The 13,029-nt window shown below is 69.7% G+C and carries 12 protein-coding genes; 3 read left to right on the plus strand and 9 right to left on the minus strand.

What is annotated here, in order from left to right; translation table 11 throughout:
- Positions 1 to 83: 83 nt before the first annotated feature.
- Positions 84 to 539, minus strand: coding sequence for a hypothetical protein (locus BIU98_RS00235; RefSeq protein ID WP_071269560.1), 456 nt, complete (start codon positions 537 to 539; stop codon positions 84 to 86).
- 9 nt (positions 540 to 548) lie between these two features.
- A complete protein-coding gene (locus BIU98_RS00240) occupies positions 549 to 848 on the minus strand; it encodes a biopolymer transporter Tol (protein WP_071269562.1) in 300 nt (99 codons plus the stop codon).
- Between the two features lie 45 nt (positions 849 to 893).
- Between BIU98_RS00240 and BIU98_RS00245 the strand changes: the two genes are divergently transcribed.
- Positions 894 to 1,967 carry a spore photoproduct lyase family protein gene (locus tag BIU98_RS00245; protein ID WP_071269565.1) on the plus strand — a complete coding sequence of 358 codons (1,074 nt, stop codon included), beginning with the start codon at positions 894 to 896 and terminating at the stop codon, positions 1,965 to 1,967.
- 60 nt (positions 1,968 to 2,027) lie between these two features.
- Here BIU98_RS00245 and BIU98_RS18720 read toward each other — a convergent pair whose 3' ends face one another.
- The 3 genes from BIU98_RS18720 to BIU98_RS00255 all read right to left on the minus strand — a co-directional run bounded on the left by BIU98_RS18720 (position 2,028) and on the right by BIU98_RS00255 (position 3,848).
- Positions 2,028 to 2,204, minus strand: a complete 177-nt coding sequence (locus BIU98_RS18720) for a CsbD family protein (RefSeq protein ID WP_139200483.1) — start codon at positions 2,202 to 2,204, stop codon at positions 2,028 to 2,030.
- 106 nt (positions 2,205 to 2,310) lie between these two features.
- Positions 2,311 to 3,411, minus strand: a complete 1,101-nt coding sequence (locus BIU98_RS00250; RefSeq protein ID WP_071269567.1) for an SDR family oxidoreductase — start codon at positions 3,409 to 3,411, stop codon at positions 2,311 to 2,313.
- Between the two features lie 38 nt (positions 3,412 to 3,449).
- Positions 3,450 to 3,848 carry a DUF3253 domain-containing protein gene (locus BIU98_RS00255; protein ID WP_071269569.1) on the minus strand — a complete coding sequence of 133 codons (399 nt, stop codon included), beginning with the start codon at positions 3,846 to 3,848 and terminating at the stop codon, positions 3,450 to 3,452.
- Positions 3,849 to 3,914: 66 nt separating this feature from the next.
- Here BIU98_RS00255 and BIU98_RS00260 point away from each other — a divergent pair, with 66 nt between their 5' ends.
- Positions 3,915 to 5,252, plus strand: a complete 1,338-nt coding sequence (locus BIU98_RS00260; RefSeq protein ID WP_071269571.1) for an alpha-amylase family glycosyl hydrolase — start codon at positions 3,915 to 3,917, stop codon at positions 5,250 to 5,252.
- Between the two features lie 100 nt (positions 5,253 to 5,352).
- Here the strand turns inward: BIU98_RS00260 and mmsB are convergent, their stop codons facing one another.
- From mmsB to chvE, 3 genes are all read right to left on the minus strand, one after another.
- Positions 5,353 to 6,534, minus strand: a complete 1,182-nt coding sequence (mmsB, locus tag BIU98_RS00265; protein WP_071269573.1) for a multiple monosaccharide ABC transporter permease — start codon at positions 6,532 to 6,534, stop codon at positions 5,353 to 5,355.
- Complete coding sequence (mmsA, locus tag BIU98_RS00270) at positions 6,509 to 8,071, minus strand: multiple monosaccharide ABC transporter ATP-binding protein (protein ID WP_071269575.1); 1,563 nt, start codon at positions 8,069 to 8,071, stop codon at positions 6,509 to 6,511. The genes mmsB and mmsA overlap by 26 nt, the downstream gene beginning before the upstream one ends.
- A 214-nt stretch (positions 8,072 to 8,285) precedes the next feature.
- A complete protein-coding gene (gene chvE, locus BIU98_RS00275; protein WP_071269577.1) occupies positions 8,286 to 9,419 on the minus strand; it encodes a multiple monosaccharide ABC transporter substrate-binding protein in 1,134 nt (377 codons plus the stop codon).
- 187 nt (positions 9,420 to 9,606) lie between these two features.
- On the opposite strand from chvE, the gene BIU98_RS00280 reads away from it, so the two are divergent.
- The gene (locus BIU98_RS00280) at positions 9,607 to 10,662 is read left to right on the plus strand and encodes a substrate-binding domain-containing protein (protein WP_071270450.1); all 1,056 of its coding nucleotides are present in this window, start codon (positions 9,607 to 9,609) and stop codon (positions 10,660 to 10,662) included.
- Positions 10,663 to 10,771: 109 nt separating this feature from the next.
- Here the strand turns inward: BIU98_RS00280 and BIU98_RS00285 are convergent, their stop codons facing one another.
- Complete coding sequence (locus BIU98_RS00285) at positions 10,772 to 12,868, minus strand: glycoside hydrolase family 127 protein (RefSeq protein ID WP_071269579.1); 2,097 nt, start codon at positions 12,866 to 12,868, stop codon at positions 10,772 to 10,774.
- Between the last annotated feature and the right edge of the window lie 161 nt (positions 12,869 to 13,029).

Raw genomic sequence — 13,029 nt, forward strand, 5'->3', positions numbered from 1 at the left:
GCGTCGCGGGTCGTTCGTTCCGACCTCCCACGCGCGTTCCCACTCCCCATCGCGGGCGTCATGGGAAGGACCGCGCGCGGGGGTCAGGCGTCGGGACCGGTTGCCCACTCCCGGACCTGCAGCAGCGCCTCCCGACGCCAGCGCCAGTACGGTGCGAACTTCGTGCCGTCGTCCTCCCAGGCCCGCGTGAGCAGCCCGATCTGACGACGGCGTTCCCGCCCGGCGGTGTCTCGCCACTCGACCCAGGCGTCGTCGAGCACGGCGGTGATGCCCGCGCGGGGGAGCGTCCACGAGACGAGGAAGCCGTCGTACCGGAGCTCGTCATCGGCGAGGTGGACCGCGACCCGTGGCAGCCGGCTCGTGAGCCAGATTCCCGTCGCGACGAAGACAGCGCCGAGCATGACGAGGAACACCCGCGCCGACGCGTCCGGGGCAGTCGCGGCGAGGGCGATCACGATCCCGGTGCCGATGAACACCGGGCCCATGAGGATCCCGTTCAGGACGCGGTCGAGCTTCGGCGGGCGGATCGTGGTCGTCACGGGCAGCGGTCAGTCGTCGAGGGCGTCGAGTTCGGCGCGGGCGCGCTCGGCATCGGCGATGCGGTCGGCCTCCGGGCGCTCCCACCATGCAGGACCGCGTTCGCCGAGGCCGTGCTTGGCGAGCCCGTTCCGGTGCCGGGCAGCCTCGAGCGCCGTGTCGTCGCCCGAGCGCTTCGCCTGCTTGACCGCGTTCCGCCCGCGACCGAGGTGTGACCGGAGCGCCGCGGCGGTCTCCTCGGGGATCACCGGGTCGGTGCGGCGCCAGCGACGGCCGTCGACGACGAAGAAGTGGTCGTCCGGCTCGCTCATGCCTCTGATTCTGCACCGTCGGTGGTGCCCGGTAGACAGGGGACGATGACCGAACACCGCGTGCGCCCGATGCTCGACGTCCACCGCATCTACGCCGAACCCGCTGCGCTCGAGCTGCCCCGTGGAGCCGATGTCATCGCCAGGTGGCCCGACGCCGAGGTCGTCCCCGTCGAGTCGCACTGGAACATCCCGGAGGTCCACGGCGACGAGCGCAACGTGTCGCGGTGGGTCCGGATCAAGACCGAGGCGCTGGTGCTCGGCGTGAAGAAGTCGCTCGTCACCCGGCCGAACGGTCGCTCGGCGGACTTCATCGCGCCGTCGACGGCGAACGGCTGCGCGATGGCGTGCGCGTACTGCTACGTGCCGCGCCGCAAGGGCTACAGCAACCCCGTCACGGTGTTCGCCAACATCGAGCAGATCACGAAGCACGTCGCTCGGAACATCCACAAGCAGGGGCCGAAGACGGAGCCGAACCAGTGCGACCCGGACGCCTGGGTCTACGACATCGGTGAGAACAGCGACTGCTCCGTCGACGCGATGATCAGCGACAACGTGCGCGACCTCTGCGACCTGTTCCGCATGACGCCCACGGCCAAGGCGTCCTTCGCCACGAAGTACGTGAACCGTGAGCTGCTCCAGTGGGACCCGATGGGGCGCACGCGCATCCGGTTCTCCCTCATGCCGCACGAGACCGCCAAGGTGACCGACATCCGGACGTCCCCGATCGCCGAGCGGATCGCGGCGGTCAACGACTTCGTGGACGCCGGGTACGAGGTCCACCTGAACTTCTCGCCCGTGATCCTCACGCCGACGTGGGAGTCCGACTGGGCGGAGCTCCTGCGGCAGGTCGACGACGTCCTGTCCCCGCGGGCGAAGGCGCAGCTCGCGGCAGAGGTCATCTTCCTCACGCACAACGAACCCCTGCACCAGGTCAACCTCGGGTGGCACCCGAAGGCCGAGGACCTGCTCTGGCGTCCCGACCTGCAGGAGCAGAAGGTGTCGCAGAACGGCGCCGTGAACGTCCGGTACCGCTCCGGCATGAAGGGGCAGCTCGTCGAGCGGTTCCGCGAGCTCGTCACCGAGCACCTGCCGTCCTGCCGCATCCGCTACGCCTTCTGAACACACGAACGGCCCGACATCCGAGGATGCCGAGCCGTTCAGGTGTTCAGGAGCAGGTGCTCACTTGCCGTCGACGGCGTCCTTCGCCTTCTCGGTCTCCATGCGCGCCTCGCCCATGTGCTGGTCCTTCTTGCCCTGGGCGTGCAGCTCCTGGTCGTCGGTGTGCTCGCCGACGGTCTCCTCGACCTTGCCGACGATCTTCTGGGTGGCGTCCTTGGCCTTGTCTCCGAGCGACATGGTGATTCCTTCCGGTGGGGGCATCACCGGTGGTCCCGATGGTGTGCCACCGACACTACGGACGCCTCTGTACCCCGTTCACTGCGGTGGGACAGGTGCGGGCTGATCAGGGGATCAGTCGGTCTGCGCGGTAGCGCGCGAACAGGTCGGCGAAGGCCTGTTCGGTGCGGCGGTAGCCCGTGAACCCGGCGTCACGGCTCTTGCCCATGTCGGTCACGACCTCCATCGCGCGGCCGAGGTCGGCGTCGGTGTGCCACCACGATGCCACGCGGGTGATGTCCGACTCGATCAGGCCGTGCCGCTCGGCGATGCCGGCCCACGCGGCTTCGTGCGGGGCCATCTGCTGCTCCAGCGGTCGGGCCTCGCCGGAGAACCCGACGACGCGCGCCGGGTCGACCCCGAGGTGTGCGGCGAGCCGCGGCCACATCCAGCGCCAGCGGAAGACGTCGCCGTTGACGATGTTGAACGGCTCGTCGGCACCCTCGGGCGAGGTCGCCGCCCACACCATGTGCTCGGCGAGCAGCCCGGCGTCGGTCATGTCGGTGAGGCCGTTCCACTGCGCCTCGCTGCCCGGGAAGACGAAGTCCAGGTCGAGCTCCTTCGCCAACGTCGCCTGCACCGCGAGGGTCAGGCCCATGTTCATGGCGTTGCCGACGGCGTGCCCGATCACCGTGTGGGAGCGGTGCACGGACCAGGTGAAGCCCTGACGCTCGGCGGCGGCGAAGAGCTCGTCCTCCTGCGCGTAGTAGAAGTTCGGGGTGTCGAGCCGCGGCTCCTCCTCGTGGAAGGGGGTGTCGGGCATCTCGCCGGCGGCGTACGCCTCGAACGGGCCGAGGTAGTGCTTCAGCCCGGTCACCAGGGCGACGTGGGCGAGCGGCGCGTGGTCGAGGGCGGCGAGCAGGTCGCGCACCATCGCACTGTTCACGGCGATGTTCTCGGCCTCGGTCGCCTGCCGCTGCCAGGCGGTGAAGAACACGTGCGTGGGGCGTTCGTCGGCAAGTGCGCTACGGAGCCCCTCGGGGTCGCGGAGGTCGGCGGCGATGCCACGGACGCCGTCGCGGGTCCCTGCTCGGCGCGAGAGCGCACTCACCTCCCACCCGTCGCGGGTCAGGCGCTCGACGAGGGCCGAGCCGGTGATGCCGCTGGCACCCACGACGAGGGCACTGCGCTGGTCGGTGGACTGTGTGGTGGTTCCGTCGGGAGTCATCGCTGGTAGCCAACACCTGTCGTCGCGCGGGTGTTCCCTCAGCGAGGACGGCGGATCCGGATCGGGCCCTTGGCGGTCGACGGGTCGATGACGTTCCCGCCCTGGGTGATCTCGACCTCGCCCCTGGCGACCATCCGCCGAGCGGCTCGTCGAGCGGGTTCCATGAGGTCGCGCCAGTCCTCGCCGCCGATGGCCCGCGCGGCGTCGGAGGGGCAGATGCTCGACGTCAGTGCCCGGGCGTCGAGGAGGTCGTCGATGGTGCGCTCGAGCGTCCGGTCGGTGTCGTCGAGCTTGTGCCGACGGCAGGCGTCCGAGCACCACTTCGCATCCGGCGAGGCCGACTCGGGCATGCGACGCCCGCAGGACGCACACGTCCGTTCGGCCTGCGCCGCCGTCGCCCGGCGTGCGTCGTCCTCGGTGCGGATCGCTCGTCCCATGCGTCCATCATCGTCCGGAAGCGCACTCCCGTACCCAGCCGACGCCGAACTGGCACCATCGGATCAGTGACTCCCGACAGCGCCCCCGCCCGACCGTCCGAGCCCGCCTGGGTCGAGCACGTGCTGTGGTGGCACGTCTACCCGCTCGGCTTCGTCGGCGCCGAGGTCCGCCCCGCAACGTCCGTCGGCGACCGTCCGGTGGAGCACCGGCTCGACCGGCTCAGCGGCTGGCTCGACCACGTCGTCGACCTCGGGCTGAACGGACTGCTGCTCGGCCCCGTCTTCGCGAGCAGCACGCACGGGTACGACACGGTCGACCACCTGCGGATCGACCCGCGCCTCGGGGACGACGGCGACTTCGATGCGCTGGTGACCGCGGCGCACGAGCGTGGCATCCGGGTGGTGCTCGACGGCGTCTTCAACCACGTCGGCCGGGAGCACCCCGCGTTCCGGGCGCTCGAGACCGACGGGCCCTCGGCGGCGTCTGCGCCGCTGTTCGGCATCGACTGGACCGGTTGGAACCCCGGCGACCCGGTGCCGGTCGGGCTGTTCGAGGGCCACGACATCCTGGTCGCGCTCGACCACACAGCACAGGCCACCGAGGACCTCGTGTTCGACGTGATGACCCACTGGCTGGAGCGCGGCGTGGACGGGTGGCGCCTCGACGCGGCCTACGCGGTGCCGCCGGCCTTCTGGGCGCGGGTGCTGCCGCGCGTGCGGGAGCGGTTCCCGGACGCGTGGTTCACCGGCGAGGTCATCCACGGCGACACCGCCGCGATCGTCACGGAGTCGACGATGGACTCGACCACGCAGTACGAGCTGTGGCAGGCGGTCTGGCACGGGATCGCCGACCGCAACTGCTTCGAGCTGGCGCACGCGATCGAACGCCACGACGCGCTGCTCGCGACGTCGGCCCCGAGCACGTTCATCGGCAACCACGACGTGACCCGCATCGCGAGCGCGGTGGGGGAGCGGTTCGCCGGCCACGCTGCCGCGGTGCTGTTCACCGTCGCCGGCACCCCGAGCGTGTGGGCGGGCGACGAGTACGGGTGGACCGGGGAGAAGGAGGAGCGGCTCGGTGGCGACGACGCCGTCCGACCCGAGTTCCCGCCGACGCCCCCGGAACCGACGGCGCTGACGCACACGTACGAGGCGCTCATCGCCCTCCGCCGTCGACACCCCTGGCTGCACCGGGCGCACACCGACGTCGTGCACCTGGAGAACACCGTCGTCGTGCTGCGGACGGCGACCGGGGACGACGCGGTGGTCACCGCCCTGAACTTGGCCGACGCCCCGGTCGAGGTGCCCGCGGCCGACGCGACCCGGGTCGAGGCGGGCGCAGGCGACCTGCACAACGGCACCCTGAGCCTCCCGGCCGCCGGTTGGGCCGTCCTGTCCAGCTGACGCGCCCTCCAACGCACGGAGGGAGCAGAAATCGTCGGATACCCAAGTGGTACCCGACGATTTCTGCTCCCTCGAGGAAACGACGATCGCGAACGCGCCGCTACTTGCGGGCGGAGGCCGCCCGGCGCTTGTTGAACACGTCGAACGCGACGGCGGCGAGCAGCACCAGGCCCTTGATGAGGGACTGGAACTCCGTGCCGACACCGAGGATCGACATGCCGTTGTTCAGGATGCCGATGATGAGACCACCGACGATGGCGCCCGGCACGGTGCCGATGCCACCGGTGACGGCTGCGCCACCGATGAACACGGCGGCGATGGCGTCGAGCTCGAAGCCGTTGCCCGCGCTCGGCGAGGCGAGGTTGAGCTGGCCGGTGAAGACCACGCCGGCCAGGGCCGAGATGACACCCATGTTGACGAAGAGCAGGAACGTGACGCGCTTCGTCTTCACGCCGGACAGCTGCGCCGCCAGGGCGTTGCCGCCGATCGCGTAGATGTGGCGACCGAACACGGCGCTGCGCATGACGAGCGAGTACACGACCACGAGCACGCCGAGGATGACGAGCACGATCGGGGTGCCGTTGTAGCTGGCGAGGAGCAGTGCGACGTACATGACCAGCGCGACGGTGAAGACGAGCTTCGTCATGAACCAGGCGAAGGGCTCGTCCTCGAGCTGGTACTTGCGACGGGTGGCACGGCCACGGAACGCGGTGACGACCAGGATCGCGGCGGCCGCGAAGCCGAGGATCATCGTCAGCGGCTCGTAGCCCGAGCTGCCGAACGCGGGCAGGAAGCCGGAGCCGAGCGAGCGGAAGCCCTCCGGGAACGGCGAGATCTGCTGGTTCTGCAGGGCGATCTGGGCCGCACCACGGAACGCGAGCATGCCCGCCAGCGTCACGATGAACGCCGGGATCCCGAAGTAGGCGATCCAGAAGCCCTGCCAGGCGCCGACGAGGGCACCGATGACCAGGCAGAGGACGACCGCGATCGGCCACGGCACGTGCCACTGGGTGATCATGACGCCCGCCATCGCGCCGGTGAAGGCGACGACCGACCCGACCGACAGGTCGATGTGGCCGGCGATGATGACCATCACCATGCCGATGGCGAGGATCAGGATGTAGCTGTTCTGGACGACCAGGTTCGAGACGTTGATCGGGGCGAGGGTGATCCCGCCGGTCGTCACCTGGAAGAAGATGACGATGACGATCAGCGCGATGAACAGGCCGATCTGCCGGAGCTGCCCGGTGAGGTAACTAGCTGCGGACTTGAGCGCGTTCATTGACTGGGGTCTCCCGTTCCTGGGTCATGTACTGCATGAGGGTCTCCGGCGTCGCCTCGGAGCGGGGGACGTCCGCCGTGATGCGACCCTCGGACAGGGTGTAGATGCGGTCGCAGATGCCGAGCAGCTCGGGGAGTTCCGAGGAGATCACGATGATCCCCTTCCCCTGGTCCGCGAGCGCGTTGATGATCGTGTAGATCTCGTACTTGGCGCCGACGTCGATGCCGCGGGTGGGCTCGTCGAGGATGAGCACGTCGGGGTCGGCGTACATCCACTTCGACAGGACGACCTTCTGCTGGTTGCCACCGGAGAGCTTCCCGGTGACCGCGTTGACGGTCGGTGCCTTGATGTTCATGTTCTTGAGGAACTGCCGCGCGACGGTGGTCTCCTCTGAGCCGTTCACGAAGCCCCACTTGGCGAGCTTGCCGAGTGCCGATCCGGAGACGTTCCGCTTGATGTCGTCGAGCAGGTTCAGGCCGTAGCGCTTTCGGTCCTCGGTGGCGTAGGCGATGCCGTTGTCGATCGCCGCGGTCACCGTGTTCGTCTTGATCGGGACGCCGCGCTTGTAGACGGTGCCGGAGATGCCGGTGCCGTACGAGTGCCCGAAGACGCTCATCGCGAGCTCGGTGCGTCCGGCGCCCATCAGCCCGGCGATGCCGACGATCTCACCGGCGCGGACGTTGAGGTTCGCCTGGTGGATGATCTCGCGCGAGCCGTCGAGCGGGTGGTGGACGGTCCAGTCCTCGATCCGCAGGAGCTCCTCGCCGATGTCCGACTCGTGCTCCGGGTAGCGGGTCGACAGGTCGCGGCCGACCATGCCGCGGATGATCCGGTTCTCGGAGATGTCGTCCGCGTGCATGTCGAGCGTCTCGATGGTCTGCCCGTCGCGGATGATCGTCACCTTGTCGGCGATCGCCTTGATCTCGTTGAGCTTGTGGCTGATGATGATCGCCGTCATGCCCTCGGCCTGCAGCGAGCGGATGAGCTCGAGCAGGTGCGCCGAGTCGTCGTCGTTCAGCGCCGCGGTCGGCTCGTCGAGGATGAGGAGCTTGACCTTCTTCGACAGGGCCTTGGCGATCTCGACGAGCTGCTGCTTGCCGACGCCGATGTCCACGATCTTCGTGATCGGGTTGTCCTTGAGGCCGACGCGCTGCAGGAGCTCGGCAGCCGCCAGGTTCGTCTTGTTCCAGTCGATGAAGCCGCCCTTGGACCGCTCGTTGCCGAGGAAGATGTTCTCGGCGATCGACAGGAACGGACTGAGCGCGAGCTCCTGGTGGATGATCACGACGCCCGCTTCTTCAGAGTCGTTGATGTTCGCGAACCGGACGGGCTTGCCGTCGAGCAGGATCTCGCCCTCGAAGGACCCGGCCGGGTAGACCCCGGACAGCACCTTCATCAGCGTGGACTTGCCCGCGCCGTTCTCGCCGCAGATCGCGTGGACCTGGCCGCGTTCGACCTCGATGGAGACGCCTTGCAGGGCCTTGACGCCGGGGAACGTCTTGGTGATGTCCCGCATCTCGAGGATGGTGTCCGTCACGTGGACTGCCTTCCGTTGTGCGCGCGAGCGCGCGTGGTGAGACGAACGGGAGGCGCGGCGCGGTCTGGCACCGTGCCTCCCGTTCTGGAAGTGGGGGCGGACTGGGCCCACGCCGCCGGTTCCCGGACAACGCGAAGCGGTGTCCGGGCCGTGCCGGTGGGGAGAGGCGCGGTGCGGTCTGGCACCGCGCCTCCTGTCCGGTGCGGAGCTGGACCTACTTGAGGTCGGCGTCCGAGTAGTAGCCCGAGTCGACGAGGACCTTCTTGTAGTTGTCCTTCGTGACGACCGTCGGCTGGAAGAGGAAGGTCGGGACGACCTTCACCTTGTTGTCGTAGGTCTTCGTGTCGTTGACCTCGGGCTTCTTGCCCGACAGCAGGTCCTCGGCCATGCTCGCCGACTTCTCGGCCAGCTGACGCGTGTCCTTGTAGATCGTCGAGTACTGCTGGTCGGCGATGATCGACTTCACGCTGGCGGCCTCGGCGTCCTGACCGGTGATGGTCGGGAGCGGACGGCTCGAGGTGCCGTAGCCGGCGCCCTGGAGTGCCGAGATGATGCCGATCGACATGCCGTCGTACGGCGAGAGCACGCCGTTCAGCGTGGTGCCACCGGAGTACGACTTCGCGACGAGGTTCTGCATGCGGGACTTGGCGGTCGCCGGGTCCCACTGCAGCGTGGCGGCCTGCGTGAAGCCGTCCTGGCCGGAGCCGATCTTGATGGTGCCGTCCTCGATGTACGGCTTGAGGGTCTTCATCGCGCCGTTGAAGAAGAACGTGGCGTTGTTGTCGTCGGGCGAACCGGCGAAGACCTCGATGTTGAACGGGCCCTTCTTGCCGGTCTTCTTGCCGTCCTCGTCGAGCACACCGAGACCGGTGAGCAGCGAGGTGGCCTGGTCGACGCCGACCTTCTCGTTGTCGAACGACACGTAGTAGTCGACGTTCTTGTTGCCCGTGAGCAGGCGGTCGTAGGAGATCACCTTGATGCCGGCCTTGGCGGCGGCGTCGAGCTGGTCGGAGAGCGAACCACCGTCGATGGACGCGACGATGAGGACCTTCGCGCCCTTGGTGATCATGTTGCTGACCTGCTGGACCTGCTGCGGGATCTTGTTGTCCGCGTACTCCAGGTCGACCTTGTAGCCGGCCTTCTCGAGGTCGGACTTGACGGCGTTGCCGTCCTTGATCCACCGCTCGGAGACCTTGGTCGGCATGGCGACGCCCACCAGGGCGCCCTTGTTGTCGGTGCTGCCGCTGCCGCCACCGTCGGAGGAGGCGCGACCGCCGGCCGAGCAGCCGGCGAGTGCGATGGCGATGCCGAGGGCTGCGACGCCCGCGACGATCCTGCGCTTCATCATCGAAGTACCTCTGTTCCCGCCACGTCGACGTCGACGTGAGCTGTGTGACCTCGGCTGCTGTGCCGGTGTCGGAGTGTGATGCTCTGAGTGAGCGCTCACATCTTGGGCTGCTCACGACGCCGTGTCAACTCGCTCAGCCGTTTCGTGCGGGCCGTGCGGTTCTCCCACCGAGCGGTACGGTGTGCACGTGACGACCGCATCGACGACGAACGGCAAGGGGCGCAAGGCCCCCACCATCTTCGACGTCGCCGAGCGTGCCGGGGTCTCCCACCAGACCGTCTCCCGCGTGATCAACGGGGACCCGACGGTCCGCGACCACTTCCGCTCCCGGGTCACGACGGCCATCGGGGAGCTCGGCTACCGTCCGCGCGCCGCTGCCAGGGCGCTCGCCGGCGGTCGCAGCAAGGCCCTCGGACTGGTGACAGCGGGCGACGCGCTCTACGGCCCGTCGAGCACCGCGATCGGCTTTGAACGCGCGGCCCGCACGGCCGGCTACCACGTGCTGCTCTCCACCCTGCCGGACGACCCGCGCCCGGCCGACCTGTCCGGCGCGCTCGTCAGCCTGCTCGCGCAGGACGTCGCCGCCGTCGTGCTCGTCGCCGCCGACAACCGCGTGCTCGACGCCCTCGCGTCGTTGACGGTGCCGGTGACCGTGCCCGTCGTGGTCTCGAACGCGATGCAGGGGGACGCGATCCCGGCTGCGTCGCGCGCCGAACAGCTCCTGCCGAGCGTCGCAGCGGTGGCGATCGACCAGGTCGTCGGCACGACCCTGGCGATGCGGCACCTGTTCGACCGTGGGCACCGGCGCATCGTGCACATCTCCGGACCGTCGGTCTCGCAGGAGTCCGAGGTGCGCCGGACCACCTACACGCGGCTCATGGTCGAGGCCGGGCTCGACCCCGTCGTGCTCGACGGCGACTGGACCCCGGCGAGCGGGTTCGCGGCCGGCCGGATGATCGACGCGACGGCGGTCGACGCGGTCTTCTGCGGGAACGACCAGATGGCGCTCGGGGTGCTGCACGCCTTCGCGGACGACGGGCTCCGCGTGCCGGACGACATCGCCGTGCTCGGGTTCGACGACATCCCCGAGGCGGCGCACTTCACCCCGCCGCTCTCCACCGTGCGGCAGGACTTCATGGCGATGGGGGAGCGGGTGCTCGCCTCGGTGCGGTCGCTCGTCGAGGGGCGTCCGCTCGACGACACGCTCATCCAGCCGCAGCTCGTGGTGCGCCGCTCGGCCTGAGGCTGGGCTACTGCGGCTGCAGCGGCTGCCGTTTCCGCCCGGTGCGAAGTTGCGCACACCGTGCCGGCCTGTGGCCGGGCACCGGGTGCGCAACCTCGCACGAGAGTGCTCAGCGGGCGAGCGGCAGCCAGACGCGCATCGGGACCGCGCCGCGGTTCGCCCAGGCGTAGTACGGGATCGCGACCGCGTTCACGGCCTGGGCCCATGGAGCCGGTTCCGGAGCGACGCGCCAGCGGCGGTCCGGCCGAGCCGACGAGGAGAGGCTCGGCTCGGCCCCGCCGTCACCGGTTCCGTCGTCGACGCTGGTCGCGGTACGGGCAGCACCAGGGCCTCCCGGCTGGGTCGCCGTGTCGAGACGGCGGTACGGCCAGGCTGCCTGCTCGTGCCGTGTCGGGGCGTGGGCCGGCACGCGCAGCGTGACGATGCCGTCGAGGAGGTCCTCGCGGGGTTCCTCGGTGATCACCGCGTCGGCGTCGACCGTCAGGTCGTCGACCGTGAAGCCGTCCTGGTCGGGCTGCTCGACGGCGTAGACGAGGGGGCCGCGTTCGATCGCGACCTGGCCTCGGGCGGCGTCGATGCGGGCGTCCGCCACGAACCGGTGGGGCGTGGTGTCGAAGGCGAGCTCGACCGTGTCGCCGGCGTGCCACGCACGGTCGATGGTGTGCAGGGAGCCGGCGGTCGGGTGGGCCTCGGTGCCGTCGACCGTGACCGTCGTCGTGTCCGACCACGCCGGGATCCGCAGGCCGAGCGCGAGCGGGCCGTCCTGGGTCACGGTGACCAGGACGTGGCCGTCATGCGGGTACCCCGTCTCGACGGACACCGGGCCGAGGTCGGCGGTCGCGTACTGGTGCACCTGGAGTCCGCCGTCGGTCGCGGTGGCGAGGTAGCCGTCCAGGCTCGCGAAGGTGCGCATGATGTTCGGCGGGCAGCACGCGCAGTCGAACCAGCCGCGGCGGCCGTGGGCGGGGGAGCGGTTCTCGTCCGCGAGGGCGGCGTCGCGGTGCTGCAGCGGGTTGACGTAGAAGTACTCCGTGCCCGCGAGGCTGACCCCCGGCAGGAACGCGTTGTAGAGCAGGCGCTCGATCGCGTCGGCGTACTCGGGCTTCCCCGTCGCCAGGAGCAGTCGCCAGGCCCACTGCACGCCACCGATCGCGGCGCAGGTCTCGGCGTAGCCGCGGTCGGTGGGGAGCTCGTACGGGTCGCCGAAGGCCTCCCAGTCCCAGCGGGCACCGAGGCCACCGGTGATGAACGCCTTCGTCGCCATCATGTCGGCGAACTGGTGCTCGCTCGCGGCGAGGAGCTCGGTGTCGCCGGTCTCGATCGCGACGTCGACGGCTCCAGCGGCCAGGTACACGGCGCGGACGGCGTGGCCCTCGACCGTGGTGGCGGTGCGCGCCGGGACACGGTCGGAGAAGTAGGTCGGCTCGCCGCCGGCACGCTCGATGATGCCCTGCCCGCGGGCGTCGACGAACCAGTGCGCCAGGTCGAGGTAGGCGCGGGTACCGGTCTCCCGGTACAGCTCGACGAGACCCATCTCGACGACCGGGTGGCCGTCGATGTCGTGCTTCTTCGGGCTGCCGTCCGGTGCGGTGCCGTCGCCGAACGTGCGGACGAGGTGGTCCGCGTTCTTGACGGCGACCTCGAGCAGGCCGGTGTCGCCCGTGGCCCGGGACTGTGCGACCGCCGCTTGCATGAGGTGGCCGGCGCAGTACATCTCGTGGCTCCACTTGAGGTCCGTGTACCGCTCGCCGTTGCCGCGCACCTGCTGCACGGAGTCGAGGTAGCCGTCGTCGGCCTGGGCAGCGGCGACGAGGGCGGTGACCTCCCGCTGCAGGTCGCGGAGGTCGTCGGCGGGTTCGCGGCCGAGCTCCCAGGCGACGGCCTCGAGCCACTTGTAGACGTCCGAGTCCATGAAGATGGGGCCGACGACCTCGCCCTGCTCCGTCCCCGCGGCGATGCGGAGGTTCCGGAAGTTGCCGGCGGTGTCGAGCTGGCGGTACCCGTCGCGGACGGCGTCGCGGCCGTTGCGCTCCTGGCGGAGGTGCCAGAAGCCGCCGGTGATGCGGGGGGTGGCGGTGGCGGTTCCGTCTCCGGTGCCGGCTTTCGTTCCCGTTCCGAGTGGGCGGTACGTGAGGTGCGCGTCGGCGGTCGGGAGGACCGGGGTCGCGGTGCACGGACGAGTGTCGGTCGCGAGCGTGGTGGGCATGACAGCTCCTGGTGACGGCATTGTCGGAAAACGGTTTCTGGATCGCGACGCTACGACACGATCGGCGCTGGTGCAAGGGGTCGTCGAGGATCCGTCCTATGCTCGGTGGCAGCTCGACGACCGGTGGTAGCTCGACGACCGGTTGGCAGCTCGACGACCGG

Source organism: Curtobacterium sp. MMLR14_010, assembly GCF_001865015.1.
Lineage (GTDB): Bacteria > Actinomycetota > Actinomycetes > Actinomycetales > Microbacteriaceae > Curtobacterium.